The following is a 17,708-nucleotide window of genomic DNA, read 5'->3' on the forward strand; positions in this document are numbered from 1 at the left end:
GCTGCTCGGGGGCGGTATGCCTGGTCCCGGGTCAGACGTTAATCGTGGTCGTGAGGCGGCGGTCGTTGATCGAGCGGCCGACGGCGATCTCGTACGAACCCTTCACAACCGCCCACGTGTTCTCGTCCCAGATCTCGAACGCGCGGCGCGGCAGCTCGACGGTGACCTCGACGCTCGCGCCGGGTTCGGCCTCGACGCCCGCGAATCCGGCGAGCCACCGGGCGGGCCGCTCGGGGTCCGGCTCGGTCGGGGTGAGATAGACCTGCACTACCTCGCGGCCCGCGCGCTGACCGGAGTTGCGCAGGCGGACGGTGACCGTGGTGCCCTCGACCTCCAGGGACTCGTACGTCCACTCGGTGTAGCCGAGACCGTGGCCGAAGGGGTACGACGGGGTGCGGCCCGCCCGCTCCCAGGCTCGGTAGCCGATGAACACGCCCTCGCTGTAGGGCAGTTCGCCGTTCTCCGGGACGACCTGGGTGACCGGGGCGTCGGCCAGGGAGCCCCAGGTGGTGGGCAGCCGGCCGCCCGGCTCGTACGCCCCCGTCAGCACGTCCGCCAGCGCGGCGCCGCCTTCCTGGCCGGGGAACCAGCTCAGCAGGACGGCGGCGACCTCGTCGCGCCACGGAAGTTCCACCGGGGAACCGGAGTTGACGACCACGACCGTGCGGGGGTTGGCGGCGGCGACGGCGTGGACCAGGGCGTCCTGGTGGCCGGGGAGGCGCAGGTCGGTGCGGTCGAAGCCCTCGGACTCGACGCGTTCGGTGGTGGCGACCACGACGACGGCGGTGTCGGCACCGCGCGCGGCCCGGGCGGCCTCGGCGATCAGGTCGGCGGGGTCGCGCGGCGGGCCCTGGTGGGCCAGGGCGAAGATGACGCTCTTGAGCGGGGCCTCGTCGGGATAGGTGACGACGTGGGTGAGGGAGATGTCGACCGGTTCACCGGCGGTGAGGTCGACCTGGGCATGGGGCACGGGGTCGCCGAAGAAGGTGACGAACGGGTCGTCGGCGTCGGGGAGTTGGGCGTCGTCGTAGTGCGTCGTTCCATCGATCGTGAGCGTGAAGGGGCCGAGGCCCTTGATGCCGAAGGTGTGCGTGCCGCTCTCGCGCGGGGTGAAGGGGCCGGTCAACTGGACCGTGCGGAGGGTGCCGTGGGTGACGCCCTCGGGGAGGTCGGAGCCCAGCCACTGGATCTGGCCGCCGGGTGCGGTGCCAGTGCCGATGACGTGTCCGGCGGCGTCGCGGCAGACGGCGGCGAGCGTGAACCCGGGGGCGCCGAGGGCGAGTTCGGTGACGGGGTCGGCGCCGACGGCGTAGCTGAGGGTGCCCTCGGGCAGGGCGGCGGTGAGGGCTTCGAGCGGGGAGACGATCCGGTCCGGGAAGACGGTGGCGGAGCCGCCGCCGAGCACGCGGGCGTCACGGGCGGCGGCGCCGATGAGCGCGACCGTGCCGGGACGCAGCGGCAGGACGGCGTGCTCGTTGCGGACGAGGACGAAGGCGCGGCGGGCGATCTCACGGGCCAGGGCCGGTCCGTCGACCGGTGCGGGCGGCTCGGTCACGGCCGGTTCGGCTCCCGCGAGGACGCCGACGCGGGCGGCGAGCCGCAGCACGCGGCGTACGGCGGTGTCGACGGCGGCCTCGGCGACCTCACCGGCGCGCACGGCCCGCGCGAGGGCCGCGCCGTACACCGTCTTCGGGCCGGGCATGGCGACGTCGAGGCCGCCGTTGATCGCGGCGGTCGTCGACCGGGCGGCCATCCAGTCGGAGACGTTGAACCCGTCGAAACCCCATTCGCCGCGCAGGACTTCGTCGACCAAGTGGTGGTGCTCGGTCATCGTCGTGCCGTTGACCGTGTTGTAGGCGGTCATGATGCCCCAGGGGTGGGCGTGCTCGACGATCGCCTCGAAGGGGGCCAGGTACAGCTCGCGCAGGGCGCGTTCGGACACCAGGTTGTTCACGGTGAAGCGGTCGGTCTCGGCGTCGTTGGCGACGAAGTGCTTGACGGTGGTGCCGACGCCGCCGGACTGCACACCGCGCACGTATCCGGTGCCGATCAGGCCGGTGAGGTAGGGGTCCTCGCTGTAGGCCTCGAAGTGCCGGCCGCCGAGCGGGGAGCGGTGCAGGTTGACGGTGGGCGCGAGCAGCACGTGGACGCCCTTGCGGCGGGCCTCCTGGGCGAGCAGGACGCCGGCGCGGTGGGCGAGGTCCGGGTCCCAGGTGGCGGCGAGCGCGGTCGGCGAGGGCAGCGCGACGGACGGGTCGTCGGCGGTCCAGCGCACGCCCCGGACCCCGATCGGGCCGTCGGACATCACGAGGGACTTCAGCCCGATCTCGGGCAGCGCGGGCAGGGTCCACATGTCCTGACCGGCCAGGAGCCGGGCCTTCGCATCCAGGTCGAGCCGCCCCAGAGCGGCCTCCACGACCGCCTCACGGGCCCGGTCCTCCGGGGTTTCCACCATCGCGGTGCCTCCTCGTCGAAGTCCACGGACATCTCCATCCTGCCTCGGCGGCCCGCGTCCCAACCGGCACGCGAACCGCCGGCCGTGCGGCTATCGGCCGGACGCCGGTACGGCGGCGCGCGCGGTCTACGTGGCGACCGTGCGCGGGCGGTCGGCTGCCCCAGCAGCGCGAGCCTTCGTCACGGCACTGGGCGAGGCCGCCGCGCGACTGCCCGACCCCGTGGCCCAGTACCACGGAGGTCGCGCACTCCTGAACGCAGGCCCGCCGGATCGTCGTACAGGAGGGTTCGGCGCTGTGGCGGCGGACGTGATCCGCGTCAGGAAGTGACCTGCCGGTTCTCCGCGTCCTCGTCCGCCCCTTCCTCCGTCTCCTCGCCCAGCAGTTCCCGGGCGAGGAGCGTCGCGCCCGCGACCGCGCCCGGCATCAGGAAGACGGCGACGAACGGGACCAGGAAGGCGAGGCCGAGCGGGGTGCCGAAGCCCCAGATCAGGGTCTTGCGGGAGCGGAGCAGCGTGAGGCGCTCGCGGAGTTCGACGCCTCGGCGCTGGAGCGCGACGCCGGTGAGTTCCTCGGTGAGGAAGAAGCCGGTGACGAAGAAGCCGATCACCGGCACGACGGTCTGCCCGACGACCGGGAGGAAGCCGAGGGCGAAGAGCAGCACACCCCACAGGAGGGCGCGGACGAGGATGCGCAGGCTGTCCCGGGCCGAGATCCACAGTTCGCGCCACAGAGGCAGGCCGGACTCGGGCGCGGTGCCGTCGGGCGACACGTCCCGGTCGACCGTCTCGGAGAGGCTCTCGTAGAAGGGCTGGCCGATCAGGAGCGTCACGGCGGTGAAGGTGAGGACGGAGAGGAGCAGACCGAGGGCGAACAGCACGGCGGTGAGGAACCCGCGGAACAGTCCCTGCCAGGGGCTCGACCAGTCGTCGGCGAAGGGGGTGGACCAGCCGACGAAGTCCTCGCCCCATATGCCCAGCGCGACAAGTGCGACGACATAGACGACGAGGGTGATCAGCCCGGGCACCAGCCCGAACCCGAACTGCTTCCCGTGCCGGCCCACCCAACGCTGGCCCATGAGGAGATAGCCGAATCCCACCCCTAGATCACGCATGGGGGAACCCTATCGGGCAGGCTGGCGGGCCCGGTTGTGAGCGGTGATCGACAGGGTCGGCGCACCTGACCGGCCGAGGAGCGACGCTGCTCGCCTTCGGCTGACAGGCCGGCCGATGCTAGGCGTCCAGCATCCGCCTCAACAGGTCCCGCAGCGACCGGCGTTCGTCGCCCGTCAGTCCCGCGAGGGGTTCGCGGCCGAAACGCAGGTCCTCGCGCAGGGCGCGGGCGACGCGGTGGCCCTCCTCCGTCGTCGCCGCGAGTTTCACCCGGCGGTCCGAGGGGTCGGGTCGGCGTTCCACCAGGCCGCGGGACTCCAGGCGGTCCACGATCCCGGTGACGTTCGACGGCTCGCACTTGAGCTTGTTCGCCAGCTTCCGCATCGGCAGCGGCTCCAGCGACAGCAGGCTCAGCAGACGGGCCTGGGCGCCGGTCAGCGCGTGTTCGGCCGCCACGTCCTCGTAGTCCGCGTAGAACCGGGCCACCACGTCACCGATGAGCTCGACGACTTCCAGGGTCAGTGCGTCCGGGCGGGTCTTGTGTGGGGTGGACATGCCCTCCAGCGTAACCCGTTACTTGACATGCTGAAATATTCAGGAGCATGGTTGTTTCAGATGCTGAAGTAAATGGCACCGAAGTAATGGCACTGAAGTAAATGCTGCAGCAAACCCGAAAGGCACCGTCATGATCAACCGCGAATGGCACCTCCTCAGCCGTCCCGTCGGCTGGCCGAAGCCTGAGGACTTCGCCCTGGTCGAGACGGCTGTCCCGACGCCCGGCGAAGGCCAGGTGCTGGTGCGGAACAAGTATCTCTCGGTCGACCCGTACATGCGCAGCCGAATGAGTGCCGCCAAGTCGTACGCCGCCCCCTTCGAGCTGGGCAAGGTCATGCAGGGCGGCGCCGTCGGTGAGGTCGTCGCCTCCAACGCCGAGGGGATCTCCGTCGGCGACCACGTCCTGCACTTCTTCGGCTGGCGCGAGTACGCGGTCATGGACGCCAAGCACGCCGTCAAGGTCGACTCCGAGGCCGCGCCCCTGTCGACGTACCTCGGCGTCCTCGGCATGACCGGCCTGACCGCCTACGCCGGCCTGCTGCGCACCGCCTCCTTCAAGGAGGGCGACATCGTGTTCGTCTCCGGCGCGGCCGGTGCCGTGGGCAGCCAGGTCGGCCAGATCGCCAAGCTCAAGGGCGCCTCGCGGGTCATCGGCTCGGCCGGGTCCGACGAGAAGGTCAAGCTGCTCGTCGAGGAGTACGGCTTCGACGCCGCCTTCAACTACAAGAAGGGGCCGGTGAGCGAGCAGCTGCGGGCGGCGGCGCCCGACGGGATCGACGTCTACTTCGACAACGTCGGCGGCGAGCACCTGGAGGCGGCCATCGGCTCCCTCAATCTGCGCGGCCGTATCGCGATCTGCGGAATGATCTCCGTCTACAACAACACCGAGCCCGCGCCCGGCCCGCGGAACCTGGCCCGTCTCATCCAGACCCGCGGCCGTATCGAGGGCTTCCTGGTCGGTGACAACTACGACCTGCAGCCGCAGTTCGTCCAGGAGGTCGGCCCCTGGGTCGCCTCGGGCGCGCTCAAGTACCGCGAGACGGTCGTCGAGGGCATCGAGAACAACCTGGAGGCGTTCCTCGGCGTCCTGCGCGGGGACAACACCGGGAAGATGATCGTCAAGCTGTAGGGATACCCTCCGGCTTCCGACATGCGGTAACTTCTTTCCGAATTCCGTCGCGATCGTGGGCGCGAGTCGCGGCGGCCCTAGGAGAAAGACAACCGCATGCCCATTCAGCAGTCCGACGTCCTGTACACCGCCGTCGCCACCGCCGAGAACGGTCGCGACGGCCGGGTCGCCACCGACGACGGCAAGCTCGACGTCGTCGTGAGCCCGCCCAAGGAGATGGGCGGCAGCGGCGCCGGCACCAACCCGGAGCAGCTGTTCGCCGCCGGGTACAGCGCCTGCTTCCAGGGCGCCCTCGGCGTGGTCGCGCGCCAGGCGAAGGCCGACATCTCCGGGTCGACCGTCACCGCGAAGGTCGGCATCGGCAAGAACGAGGACGGGTTCGGGATCATCGTCGAGATCTCGGCGCACATCCCGAACGTCGACGCGGCCACCGCGCGCACGCTGATCGAGCAGGCCCACCAGGTCTGCCCGTACTCGAAGGCGACGCGCGGCAACATCACGGTGACCCTGGCCTGACCGCCGGTCGCCCACGGGCTGTCCACCGGTCGCTCAGCTCACCTCAGGTGCACCACCACAGGAACCGGTTGCACGTCTTCGTGGGGGACGGCACCGGGGTCGGGTTGGACGTCGAGGGCCTCGACGTCGGGGTGGCCGATGGACGGGGAGCCGGTCGGGTGGGACGGGCGGTCGGGCGCGGGCCCGTCGTCGCCGACTGTTCCGACTTGTCCGTGGGCTTGGCGTCCGGCGACTTCGACGCCTTGTCCGTGGCCGACTCGGAGACCGAGGGGGACGCGGACGCATCCGGGGAAGCCGGGGCCTTCGAGCTCGGTTCGGTCGTCTCGTTCGGCTGCGAGGTGACCGAACCGCCGTCGGCCGAATCGCCCTCGGCCGCGGCCGGCTTGGGGAGGGAGAACGGGGCGTCCGTGCCGAGTTCGGCCAGGCTCAGACCACCCGCCGCCAGGACGAAGCCCGCGGTGACCAGCAGGATCCGGCGCCGCCGTCTGCGGTGCGCCGCCGCCTTGCGGTCGCGGCGGCTCGCTTCGCCACCGGCCGGACCTTCGGCCACCCCGCCGCTGCCGCGCGAGCGGCCCCGGCCGCGGCCCTGTTCCCGGCGCCGGGCCGCCCGGCCGCGCGGCTCGTCGTCCTCGTCCGGGTCGTCATCCGATATGTCGGCGTCGGCATCGTCGGCGTCGGTATGTGCGTCGCGTGCGGCGCCTACGTCACCCGCGGAGCCCTGTCCGCCGTACGCGTACTCCTTGCCGTACGACGCCTGTTGGCGCATGTCCATGTCGCGCGCGTACGCGCGGAGCTGTTCGATCGGTGTGCCGCACCCCGGGCAGGCGAGGGCGCCATTGAGGTGCCGTCGGCACGGGTGGCAGTAGTCCATGACGCGGGAAGACTAAGTTCCTCGTAGGTAACGTTCATAGGGGCTGCTGTGAAAGTTGTGTGGGGAACCCGCCATATCGGTGTGGCGAGTTGAGCCCCATCCCCTAGGCGGTTGACGAGAGCCTTGTCGGAACCGTTACCTGTTCGGCCCATTGACACCTCCGTCGCCCCGTCCTTACTGTCACGCCAGCATTTCGAACGGGTGTCGAAATTTCGAACAATAGCGAAGAGTCGAGGGGCAACTGCCGTGCGCATCACCGGAATCAGCACACACGTGGTCGGGACGCCGTGGCGCAACCTGACCTACGTGCAGGTGCACACCGACGAGGGGATCACGGGAGTCGGCGAGACCCGGATGCTGGGTCGCACCGACGCGCTGATCGGCTATCTGCGGGAGGCCGAGGCCAACCACATCCAGGGCTCCGACCCGTTCGCACTGGAAGACCTCGTGCGCCGGATGAAGTACGGCGACTTCGGGCGCGCCGGCGAGATCGTGATGTCCGGCATCGCGGTCGTCGAGATGGCCTGCTGGGACATCAAGGGCAAGGCCCTCGGGGTGCCGGTCTGGCAGCTGCTGGGCGGCAAGGTCACCGACAGGGTGAAGGCGTACGCCAACGGCTGGTACACGACCGAGCGGACCCCCGAGGCGTACCACAAGGCCGCACAGCAGGTCGTGGCGCGCGGGTACAAGGCCCTGAAGATCGACCCGTTCGGGACCGGGCACTACGAGCTCGATCATGAGCAGACCCGCTACTCCGTGTCGCTGATCGAGGCCGTGCGCGACGCGGTCGGCCCGGACACCGAGCTGATGCTGGAGATGCACGGGCGCTTCTCCCCCGCCACCGCCGTACGGCTGGCCCGCGAGCTGGCCCCCTTCAAGCCGGCCTGGCTGGAGGAGCCGGTGCCGCCGGAGAACCTCAAGGCGCTGAAGAAGGTGGCCGACAAGCTGGAGCTGCCCATCGCCACCGGGGAGCGGATCCACGACCGGATCGAGTTCCGCGAGCTGTTCGAGAGCCAGGCCGCCGACATCGTCCAGCCCGACGTCGGCCACATCGGCGGCATCTGGGAGACCCGGAAGCTTGCGGCCACGGCCGAGACGCACTACGTACTCGTCGCCCCGCACAACGTCGGCGGATCCGTCCTGACCGCCGCCTCGCTCCAAGTCGGCTTCTCCACACCGAACTTCAAGATCCTTGAGCACTTCAACGACTTCGCCGACGCCGAGATCAAGAAGGTCGTCAAGGGAGCGCCCGAGGTCGTCGACGGGTACTTCCAGCTCTCCGACGCGCCCGGTCTCGGCGTCGAGCTGGACACCGACGCGGCTGCCGAATTCCCGCAGCAGCAGGCCCGGTTCGACCTGTGGGCCGAGGGCTGGGAGCAGCGCAGGCCCAAGGGGAGCGAGCAGTGAGCACCGCCGTACTGATCGAGGCGCCGGGCGCGCACCGGATCGTTCCGCACGAGCCGCGTGAATCCGGTCCCGGCGAGGCGCTGGTCGCCGTGCACGCGGTCGGGATCTGCGGCTCCGACCGCGAGGTCTACCAGGGCAACCGGCCCGAGGGATACGTCCGTTACCCCCTCACCCCCGGCCACGAGTGGTCCGGGACCGTCCGGGCAGCGGGTGCCGGAGTGCCGTCGACGCTCGTCGGGCGCAAGGTAGTCGGCGAGGGCTTCCGCAACTGCCAGGTGTGCGACCGCTGTCACGCCGGCGAGACCACCCTGTGCACGGCCGGGTACGAGGAGACCGGCTTCACCCAGCCGGGCGCCATGGCCGGCACGCTCACCCTCCCGGCCCGGCTGCTGCACGTCCTGCCGGACGCGGCCGACCTCACCGCCGCCGCCCTCCTGGAGCCCGCCGCCTGCATCGCCGCCGCCGCGCTCAAGGCGGGCGCCCGGCCGGGCGAGCGGGTGGCGGTCGTCGGCACGGGCACGCTCGGGATGTTCGCCGTGCAGTTCCTGAAGGCCGTCTCGCCGGCGGAGCTGCTGGTCGTGGGCACGCTGCGCGAACGGGAGGCGCTGTCACGGCAGTTCGGGGCGACCGACTTCCGTACGAGGGAGCAGCAACTCCCGGCTGACTTCGACGTCGTCGTCGAGACCGCCGGGTCCGCGTCCGCCGCGCGCACCGCCGCCTCCCTCCTCAGGCGCGGCGGACGCCTGGTCCTGACGGGCATCCCGGCGCCGGGCGCCGAGGGTCTCGACCCGACCGACCTGGTCGTACGGCAGCTGGAGGTGCACACCGTGTTCGGGGCGCCGCCGGACGCCTGGGCGCACACGGTGCGGGTGTTCGGGGCCGGGCTCCTGGACCCGTTGCCGCTCGTCACGCACGAGCTGCCGCTGACCGAGTTCTCGCAGGCCATCGAGCTGGTCGGGGCCGGTGATCCGAAGGTGGGCAAGGTGCTGCTCCGCCCCTAGCCGTACGCCGGTCACGGTGCGACCCGACGGCGCCGTGACCGGCGTACCACCCGAGCCGTATCCATACATCCACACCCAGGCCCCTTTCACGCCCAGAGCTGCGAACCTCGTCCGAGATTTCGAACATGCAGACATGAAGGACAGCTAGTGACAGACACTCCCGCCACGGCAGCCCGTAGGCCCGGTGAGCAGGTGCTCTCCGCCCTCGGCCTCGGCGCGCCCGCCCTCGACCCCGCCGACACCTCCACCCACACGTTCCCGGGCGGTGGCCGCTGGCGCACCGAGATCCCCTCGTGCGAGGGCCCCGAGGCGCTGGCGGTCGTGCTCAAGGAGGCCTCGCGGCTCGACGTGCCGATCCACCGGATCAGCCAGGGCAGCGGCGTGTGGATGCTGACCGACTCCGAGATCACGGAGATGGTCGAGGCCACCGGCGAACGCGATATCGAGCTCTCCCTGTTCACCGGCCCGCGCGGCACCTGGGACACCGGCGGCTCGGTGCGCTCCGACTCAGGTGGCGGGGGCCTCAGGGCCCGCGGTCACGACGCGGTCGCCGGCTGCGTCGAAGACGCCGTCCGCGCAACGGAGTTGGGCGTCAAGTGCCTGCTCGTCGCCGACGAGGGCGTGCTGTGGACGCTGCACCGGGCGCGCGAGGCCGGGATCATCCCGGCCGAGACCACGCTCAAGGTGTCCGCGCTCGTCGGACCGGTCAACCCGGCGTCGTACGCCGTCTTCGAACGGCTCGGCGCCGACTCGGTCAACGTGCCGAGCGATCTGACGCTCGATCACCTCACCGAGATCCGGCGGGTGTCCGCCGCTCCCGTGGACATGTACATCGAGGCCCCCGACGACCTCGGCGGCTACGTCCGGATGTACGAGGTCGCCGAGCTGATCCGGCGCGGCGCACCGATCTATCTGAAGTTCGGCCTGTCCAAGGCTCCCGGCATCTACCCGTACGGCGCCCATCTGCGGGACGTGACCCTGGACACCGCCCGGGAGCGGGTGCGGCGCGGCCGTCTCGCCCTGGACCTGCTCGCCCGGCACGGCGCGGACGGCGGTATGGCGCCGCTCGGCTCCCGGCTGCCCGGCCCGCTCCACCGTTTTCCCGCCACCGCGTGACACCCCTCTCCCCTCTCAACGACGAGAAGAACAAGGACTGATCACATGCGCAACCGCAGAGCCGCTCTCGCCGCCGTAGCCGGAGCCGCGTCCCTCGCCCTCGCCCTGTCCGCCTGCGGCCAGAGCAGCTCGGGCGGCAGCAAGGAGGACAAGGGCAGTACCAAGGGCGGCACCATCGGCATCGCCATGCCCACCAAGTCCTCCGAGCGCTGGATCGCGGACGGCAACAACGTCGTCAAGGACCTCAAGTCCAAGGGCTACAAGACCAAGCTGGTGTACGGCGAGGACGACCCGGACCAGCAGGTCTCGCAGATCGAGAACCTGATCACCCAAGGCGTCAAGGGCCTGATCGTCGCGGCGATCGACAACAAGTCCCTGAACAACGTGCTCCAGGAGGCCGCGGACGCGAACATCCCGGTCATCGCCTACGACCGTCTCATCCTCGGCACCAAGAACGTCGACTACTACGCCTCCTTCGACAACACCAAGGTCGGCGAGCTCCAGGCCAACTACATCGTCGACAAGCTGGGCCTGAAGGACGGCAAGGGCCCCTTCAACATCGAGCTGTTCGCCGGCTCCAACGACGACAACAACACCAAGTACTTCTTCAACGGCGCGATGAGCGTCCTGAAGCCGTACATGGACAGCAAGAAGCTGGTCGTCCGCTCGGGCCAGACCGCGCTCAACCAGGTGACCACCCTGCGCTGGGATGGCGCGACCGCGCAGAAGCGCATGGACGACGTCCTCACGTCGTCGTACAAGTCGCAGAGGGTCGACGCGGTCCTCTCCCCGTACGACGGCATCTCGATCGGCATCCTTTCCTCGCTGAAGTCGGACGGCTACGGCTCCAAGGGCAAGCCGCTGCCCGTCGTCACCGGCCAGGACGCCGAGCTGGCCTCGGTGAAGTCGATCATCGCCGGTGAGCAGACGCAGACCGTCTACAAGGACACCCGCAAGCTCGCCGATGTCGCGGCGGGCATGGTCGACGACGTGCTGAACGGCAAGAAGCCCGAGGTCAACGACACCCAGACCTACGACAACGGCAGCAAGGTCGTGCCCTCGTACCTGCTCCAGCCGGTGAGCATCGACAAGACGAACTACGAGGACGTGCTGGTCAAGGGCGGCTACTACACCGACGCCGAGCTCAAGTAACCGACCGACACTACGGATTGGAAGGCACGACCATGGCGGGACCCGTCCTGGAAATGCGCTCGATCGTCAAGACCTTTCCCGGTGTCAAGGCGCTGTCGGACGTCACCCTGACCGTCCGCCAGGGCGAGGTCCACGCCCTCTGCGGGGAGAACGGCGCCGGGAAGTCGACCCTGATGAAGGTGCTCTCCGGCGTCCATCCGCACGGCAGTTACGAGGGCGAGATCCTCTTCGAGGGGGAGGTGTGCCGCTTCCGGGACATCCGGGCGAGCGAGCAGCACGGCATCGTCATCATCCATCAGGAGCTGGCGCTGGTGCCGTTCCTGTCGATCGCGGAGAACATCTTCCTCGGCAACGAGCACGCGAACCGCGGACTGATCAACTGGAACGAGACCCTCAGACACGCCACCGAACTGCTGCGCCGGGTCGGCCTCGACGAGCACCCGGAGACCCGCGTCGCCGACATCGGCGTGGGCAAGCAGCAGCTCGTGGAGATCGCCAAGGCGCTGTCCAAGCAGGTGAAGCTGCTCATCCTCGATGAGCCGACGGCGGCCCTGAACGACGAGGACAGCGGCAAACTCCTGGATCTCATCCTGGAGTTGAAGAAGCAGGGCATCACCTCGATCATCATCTCCCACAAGCTGGGCGAGATCCGCAGGGTCGCCGACTCGGTGACGATCCTGCGCGACGGCCGCTCCATCGAGACGCTGGACGTGAAGGCGCCGGAGACGACCGAGGAGCGAATCATCTCGGGCATGGTGGGCCGCGACCTCGACCACCGCTTCCCCGAGCGCACCCCGCACGAGGCGGAGGAGGGCGCGGCCCCGGCCCTGGAGATCCGCAACTGGACCGTGCGCCATCCGATCGACCAGCAGCGCAAGGTGGTTGACGATGTGTCACTCCACGTCCGGCGCGGGGAGATCGTCGGCATCGCGGGCTTGATGGGCGCCGGCCGTACCGAGCTCGCGATGAGCGTCTTCGGGCGGACGTACGGCCGGTACGCGGGCGGCACCGTCCTCAAGGACGGCACCGAGATCCGTACCAAGACCGTCGCGGAGGCGGTCCGGCACGGCATCGCGTACGTCACCGAGGACCGCAAGCACTACGGCCTCAACCTCATCGACACGATCAACCGGAACATCTCGCTGACCGCGCTCGGCAAGGTCGCGAAGCGAGGCGTGGTCGACGAGCACGAGGAACGGCAGGTCGCCGAGGGCTTCCGCACGTCGATGAACATCAAGACCCCGACCGTCTTCGAGCCGGTCGGGAAGCTGTCCGGCGGCAACCAGCAGAAGGTCGTCCTCAGCAAGTGGATCTTCGCCGGTCCCGATGTGCTGATCCTGGACGAGCCGACCCGCGGGATCGACGTGGGCGCCAAGTTCGAGATCTACACGGTCATCGACCAGCTGGCCGCCCAGGGCAAGGCGGTCGTCTTCATCTCCTCCGAGCTGCCCGAGCTGCTCGGCATGTGCGACCGCATCTACACGATGGCCGCCGGGCGGCTGACCGGTGAGGTGCCGCGGGCCGAGGCGACACAGCAAGTGCTGATGCGCCGTATGACGAAGGACGTCATGCCCGAGGCTGACATGGACAAAGAGGTAACGCGATGAGCAGCACGGATGTCACCGCCAAGAGCCCGGCCCCCGCGCCGCCGGGCAGGAGCGGGTCGGCCACCGGCGAGGGCCTGCTCCAGCTGGTGCTGAACGGCCTGCGCCGCAACATGCGCCAGTACGGCATGCTGATCGCCCTCGGTCTGATCGTCGTGCTCTTCGCGATCTGGACCGACGGCGACCTGCTGCTGCCGCGCAACGTCTCCAACCTGGTCCTGCAGAACAGCTACATCCTGATCCTGGCGATCGGCATGATGCTGGTGATCATCGCCGGGCACATCGATCTGTCGGTCGGCTCACTGACGGCGTTCGTGGGCTCGTTCGCGGCGGTGCTGACCGTGCAGCACGGGATGGCGTGGCCGTTCGCGCTGGTGCTGTGTCTGCTGGTCGGCGCGGTGGCGGGCTCGATGCAGGGCTTCCTGATCGCGTACTTGGGCATACCGTCGTTCATCGTCACGCTCGCGGGGATGCTGCTCTTCCGAGGCCTCACGGAGATCCTGCTCAAGGGCCAGACCCTGGGCCCCTTCCCGGGCGGCCTGCAGAAGATGGGCAACGGCTTCCTGCCCGAGGTCGGCCCGAACACCAACTACCACAACCTCACGCTGCTGCTCGGCCTCGTCCTCGTCGCCGCCGTGGTATGGCAGGAGTTCCGCGACCGGCGCCGACAGCAGGAGTTCGCGCTGGAAGTCCTGCCGACCCGGCTCTTCCTGCTCAAGCTGGTCGCCCTGGTGGCCGCGATCCTCGTCCTGACCCTGCTGCTCGCCAGCTACAAGGGCGCCCCGATCGTGCTGATCATCCTCGGTGCGCTGGTGGTCGGGTACGGCTATGTGATGCGCAACGCGGTGTTCGGCCGCCACATCTACGCGATCGGCGGCAACCTGCCGGCGGCGAAACTCTCCGGCGTGAAGGACAAGAAGGTCACCTTCTACGTCTTCCTGAACATGGGCGTGCTCGCGGCCCTGGCGGGTCTGGTGGTCGCCGCCCGGCTGAACGCGGCCTCGCCGAAGGCGGGTGTCAACTTCGAACTCGAGGCGATCGCCTCGTCGTTCATCGGCGGCGCGTCCATGAGCGGCGGTGTCGGCACCGTCCTCGGCGCCATCATCGGCGGTCTCGTCCTCGGCGTGCTGAACAACGGCATGAACCTCCTCAGCGTCGGCACCGACTGGCAGCAGGTCATCAAGGGCCTGGCCCTGCTCGCAGCGGTCGGCTTCGACGTGTGGAACAAGCGCAAGTCCGGTTCGTAAGTCACCCCGGGCCCCGCCCACTTCGGCGGGGCCCCTCAACTTGCAGGAGCCGCAATGGACATGAGCATGAGCAGACGTACGGTCATCGCGGGCGCGGCGGCAGCGGGCCTCACCACACACCCACCGACTCGGGCCTGATCCCCACCGGCGAACTGGCCAAGGTCGCCGGCACCCCCTTCGACTTCCGAGGGGCCAAGTCGATCGGGCGCGACATCCGCGCCGCGCACCCGCAGCAGGTGCAGGCGAAGGGGTACGACCACAACTGGGCGCTGGACAAGGGCATCACGGCCGGTCCCGAGCACGTGGCGACCCTGCGCGACCCGGACTCCGGGCGCACCCTGCGCATCGCCACCGACCAGCCGGGGCTGCAGTTCTACTCGGGCAACTTCCTCGACGGCACCCTGACCGGCACCGGCGGCCGCACCTACCGCCAGGGCGACGCGCTCTGCCTGGAGACACAGCACTTCCCGGACTCGCCGAACCACGCGAACTTCCCGTCGACCGTACTCAGGCCGGGACGGACGTACCGGACGTCGACGCTCCACTCGTTCGGCGCGTGACGGATCGAGCCCGCAGAGTCATCAGCTCACACTTCTTTCACATGAGTTGAACGGCGACGCCACGGCCCCCGTACTGATGGGTGGCCCGTGCTCCCCCGCACGGGCCACCCATAGACGACGGGCCCGGTCGTCCCCGCCGGGCCCGCCTCACACGGAGGTTCCATGGCCGAAAACGTCACCTCGCTGTTCCGCGGCACCGCGGCGCACAGCCCGTCGATGGCGGCGCTGACGCGAGAGGGCGGCGAAGGTGCCGGGCCCGTGGACTTCTGCATCCCCTGCAACCCGTACTTCCCCACCCAGGCGATGTTCGAGGAACTGGCGGCCCGGCTGCGGGACATCATCACGTACTACCCGAGCAGCGCCGACACCATCACGGCCGAACTGTGCAGCCTGCTCCAACTGCCCCCGCAGTGCGTGGCGATGGGCAACGGCTCGACGGAACTCATCACCTGGATCGACCACTTGCTGGTCCGCGAGTCGCTGTCGATACCAGTCCCGACGTTCGGCCGCTGGACCGACCAGCCGATGGAGACGGGCAAGCGGGTCGACATGTTTCCGCTCCAGGAGTCGAACGGTTTCGCGCTGGACCTCGCTCAGTACGCGGAGTTCATCCGCGCCCGCGGCACCCGGGTGGCGGTGATCTGCAACCCGAACAACCCGGACGGCGGCTACGTCCCTCGGCACACGCTCGTCCAGTTCATGGACGCGATGGCCGACCTGGACCTGGTGGTGATCGACGAGTCGTTCCTGGAGTTCGCGGACGCGGAGGCCGAACCGAGCGTGGTCCAGGAGGCGATGCTGCGCCCGAACGTCGTCGTCCTGCGCAGCCTGGGCAAGAACTTCGGCCTGCACGGCATTCGCTTCGGCTACCTGGTGGCGAACCCGGCGGTAGCCGGTCGCGTCCGCTCGATGCTTCCGAAGTGGAACCTCAACTCCTTTGCGGAACACGTGGTGTTCATGCTGAAGGAGCACGGGGCGGAGTACGCGCAGAGCCTGATGCAGGTGCGCCGGGACCGTCTGGAGATGGCCAGCGAGTTGTCCGTCCTCCCCGGCCTGACGGTCTACCCCTCGCAGGGCAACTTCCTCTTCGTGCGCCTGCCCGTGGGTGCCGAGGGCACGGTGGTCCGGGACCGGATGCTCACCGAGCACCGGATCCTGGTCCGCGAGTGCGGCAACAAGATCGGCTCGTCCAGCCGCTTCCTGAGACTCGTGGTCCGCCCCCAGGTCGACGTGCGTCGCCTGGTGTCCGGCCTGGAGCAGGTGCTCTACGGGTCCAGGAGGGGAACCGCCGTACCCGAGCTGGGTACAGGGACCAACTACAGCTCGGGTACGGCGGCGGTGGACCGGTTGGTGAGCGAGACGAACGGGGCGGGGATTCCGGGGCTCGGGGGGCTTGCGGCGCAGGCGGTCGCGGCCGCCGGCATGCCGCTCCCCGCCGCCGCACAGGCGACCGGCGGGATGCCGATGCCTATGCCTATGCCTATGCCTGTGCCGGCGGCGGCTCAGCAGGTGCCGATGCAGGTCCCGGTCTCTGCGGAGCCCATGCCGGGTCCCGTCCCGGTCCCCAGCCCTGCGGGCCCCATGCCTGTTCCGGTCCCGGCTCCTGCCGCAGCGGCCGTACCGGTTCCGGTCATGGCTCCGACACCGTTCCCCGCACCCGCCGCGCCCGTCCCCGCCGTGGCGAGCGGTCTCACCCCGCCCGGCGTTCCGGCCCGCGGCGGCCTCACTGCGGCGCAGGTCCGTGGCATGACGGCCCCGGCACCCCCGGCCCCGACACCCGTCCCGGCCCAGGGCCTGGCCCCGGCCCCCGCGACGGGCTGGCCCAACGCCCAGAGCTGGCCGAACGCGGCGGGCATGGGACAGGCGGGCTAGCTCGCCTGGTTCCGCTCCAATCGCCGATGATCTTCAATCACACCCGGTAACCGGCCGACAGACCCGGGCTTGCCCAGATAGCCTTCCGGGATCGTTACGCAGACTCGGTTGCATTGGCTTCGTTTATTACGCATCCCTTCGCGCCGGCCTGCCCGAGGAGTTCTTCGCCCTGTTGATGGCAGCGGGGGTGAGGGCGACTACGTCGAAGTCGCCCTCACCCCCGCCTCCATACACGTACGCGACACCAAGAACCGGCGGGGGTCCGGGCTCGCCCTGACCTCCGCCCGCCTGGATCGCCTTCCTCACGCACGCGTGCTCGGGCACTCCTTCCACGCCAAGTGGTACACCGTGCTGATGTCTCCGTCCGTGGAGTCCATCGTCATGAAGCTGACCTTGTCCGGGTTGGCGCCGCCCGCGTTCACGCGGATCTCCGTGTTGATGTTGAAGTTGCGCAGGACTCCACAGGGTGCCCAGACGAGTTGGGCCCAGTCGGTGCTGTCGGTGGCCTGCCAGTTGTCGTCGTAGGGGCCGCCGAAGGGGTGGGTCTTGGCCGCCGTGTTCGAGGAGCCCTGGAAGTAGTACGAGGCTCGCTGCGTGCCGCTCGCGCCGGACTGGAGGGCGGCGTAACCGCGGTAGTCCGCGCTGGCGATGGCATAGGTGAAGCCCTGCGGGACATGGACCACGAGGTTGAGCTGACAGTTCTTGCGCGCGGCCGTGGGGTCGGAGTTGCCGCCGGCCTGGGCGAGATAGGCGCTGTAGGTCACCGTGAACGCCGTGTTGTCCTCCGAGACGGCGACGGCGGTCGTGCCCTGCGGACAGCCCGAGCCGTTCACCGTGGCGACCTTGATGACGATCTTGTCCGGGGGCGGGTCGTCGAACCCGGACGAGGGCGCGTGGGCAGGCAGCCCGGCGCTGAGGAGAGCGGCGAGCGCGCCGCTCACGAGGAGTCCACCAGTCATGGTTTCTCCGTGTCGTCGAGTGGGGGGTTGATCACCTCGACCTTTGAAGAACCTATGGAAAATCTGTGAAGGCCGAGGCGGCGCTCGCATCGTAGGAAGCCGCACACGGCGCAGCCAGGGCGATCTCAGGCCATTCACAGGCGCGGATTTCACA

14 protein-coding genes and 2 pseudogenes are annotated in these 17,708 nt (G+C 69.6%); 11 read left to right on the forward strand and 5 right to left on the reverse strand.

Annotated elements, in window-relative coordinates; genetic code table 11:
- Window positions 1-31: 31 nt before the first annotated feature.
- From ACFYXB_RS20875 to ACFYXB_RS20885, 3 genes are all read right to left on the reverse strand, one after another.
- Window positions 32-2,455 carry a beta-glucosidase gene (locus ACFYXB_RS20875; RefSeq protein ID WP_389584354.1) on the reverse strand — a complete coding sequence of 808 codons (2,424 nt, stop codon included), beginning with the start codon at window positions 2,453-2,455 and terminating at the stop codon, window positions 32-34.
- Between the two features lie 317 nt (window positions 2,456-2,772).
- Window positions 2,773-3,567, reverse strand: coding sequence for an EI24 domain-containing protein (locus tag ACFYXB_RS20880; protein WP_389584357.1), 795 nt, complete (start codon window positions 3,565-3,567; stop codon window positions 2,773-2,775).
- A gap of 118 nt (window positions 3,568-3,685) precedes the next feature.
- Window positions 3,686-4,120 (reverse strand): MarR family transcriptional regulator, encoded by a 435-nt coding sequence (locus tag ACFYXB_RS20885; protein ID WP_351351012.1) that lies wholly within the window; start codon window positions 4,118-4,120, stop codon window positions 3,686-3,688.
- A 130-nt stretch (window positions 4,121-4,250) separates the two neighbouring features.
- Here ACFYXB_RS20885 and ACFYXB_RS20890 point away from each other — a divergent pair, with 130 nt between their 5' ends.
- Together ACFYXB_RS20890 and ACFYXB_RS20895 are read left to right on the forward strand one after the other, a co-directional pair.
- A complete protein-coding gene (locus tag ACFYXB_RS20890) occupies window positions 4,251-5,249 on the forward strand; it encodes an NADP-dependent oxidoreductase (RefSeq protein ID WP_389584361.1) in 999 nt (332 codons plus the stop codon).
- Window positions 5,250-5,345: 96 nt separating this feature from the next.
- A complete protein-coding gene (locus tag ACFYXB_RS20895; protein ID WP_389584364.1) occupies window positions 5,346-5,765 on the forward strand; it encodes an organic hydroperoxide resistance protein in 420 nt (139 codons plus the stop codon).
- A 43-nt stretch (window positions 5,766-5,808) separates the two neighbouring features.
- Here the strand turns inward: ACFYXB_RS20895 and ACFYXB_RS20900 are convergent, their stop codons facing one another.
- Entirely contained in the window at window positions 5,809-6,636 is an 828-nt protein-coding gene (locus tag ACFYXB_RS20900) for a hypothetical protein (RefSeq protein ID WP_389584365.1), read from the reverse strand.
- Between the two features lie 246 nt (window positions 6,637-6,882).
- Here ACFYXB_RS20900 and ACFYXB_RS20905 point away from each other — a divergent pair, with 246 nt between their 5' ends.
- From ACFYXB_RS20905 to ACFYXB_RS20945, 9 genes and pseudogenes are all read left to right on the forward strand, one after another.
- The gene (locus ACFYXB_RS20905) at window positions 6,883-8,043 is read left to right on the forward strand and encodes a mandelate racemase/muconate lactonizing enzyme family protein (protein WP_389584368.1); all 1,161 of its coding nucleotides are present in this window, start codon (window positions 6,883-6,885) and stop codon (window positions 8,041-8,043) included.
- Window positions 8,040-9,044 (forward strand): zinc-binding dehydrogenase, encoded by a 1,005-nt coding sequence (locus tag ACFYXB_RS20910; protein WP_389584371.1) that lies wholly within the window; start codon window positions 8,040-8,042, stop codon window positions 9,042-9,044. Before ACFYXB_RS20905 ends, ACFYXB_RS20910 begins: the two co-directional genes overlap by 4 nt.
- Before the next feature lie 147 nt (window positions 9,045-9,191).
- A complete protein-coding gene (locus tag ACFYXB_RS20915) occupies window positions 9,192-10,160 on the forward strand; it encodes a hypothetical protein (protein ID WP_389584373.1) in 969 nt (322 codons plus the stop codon).
- Window positions 10,161-10,205: 45 nt separating this feature from the next.
- Window positions 10,206-11,312, forward strand: coding sequence for a multiple monosaccharide ABC transporter substrate-binding protein (gene chvE, locus ACFYXB_RS20920; RefSeq protein WP_389584376.1), 1,107 nt, complete (start codon window positions 10,206-10,208; stop codon window positions 11,310-11,312).
- Between the two features lie 32 nt (window positions 11,313-11,344).
- Window positions 11,345-12,919: a multiple monosaccharide ABC transporter ATP-binding protein gene (mmsA, locus tag ACFYXB_RS20925; RefSeq protein WP_389584379.1), complete on the forward strand. Its 1,575-nt coding sequence runs from the start codon at window positions 11,345-11,347 to the stop codon at window positions 12,917-12,919.
- A complete protein-coding gene (gene mmsB, locus ACFYXB_RS20930; RefSeq protein WP_389584383.1) occupies window positions 12,916-14,163 on the forward strand; it encodes a multiple monosaccharide ABC transporter permease in 1,248 nt (415 codons plus the stop codon). Before mmsA ends, mmsB begins: the two co-directional genes overlap by 4 nt.
- Window positions 14,164-14,276: 113 nt before the next feature.
- Window positions 14,277-14,723: pseudogene (locus ACFYXB_RS20935) on the forward strand (galactose-1-epimerase); the annotation flags it as partial.
- A gap of 162 nt (window positions 14,724-14,885) precedes the next feature.
- A complete protein-coding gene (locus ACFYXB_RS20940) occupies window positions 14,886-16,595 on the forward strand; it encodes a pyridoxal phosphate-dependent aminotransferase (RefSeq protein WP_389584386.1) in 1,710 nt (569 codons plus the stop codon).
- Window positions 16,596-16,703: 108 nt separating this feature from the next.
- Window positions 16,704-16,838: pseudogene (locus ACFYXB_RS20945) on the forward strand (hypothetical protein); the annotation flags it as partial.
- Window positions 16,839-16,897: 59 nt separating this feature from the next.
- Here the strand turns inward: ACFYXB_RS20945 and ACFYXB_RS20950 are convergent.
- Window positions 16,898-17,554 carry a DUF4360 domain-containing protein gene (locus ACFYXB_RS20950; RefSeq protein ID WP_389584389.1) on the reverse strand — a complete coding sequence of 219 codons (657 nt, stop codon included), beginning with the start codon at window positions 17,552-17,554 and terminating at the stop codon, window positions 16,898-16,900.
- Window positions 17,555-17,708 lie beyond the last annotated feature (154 nt).

Origin of the sequence: Streptomyces sp. NPDC002619 (genome assembly GCF_042889305.1) — a bacterium.
Taxonomy (GTDB): domain Bacteria; phylum Actinomycetota; class Actinomycetes; order Streptomycetales; family Streptomycetaceae; genus Streptomyces.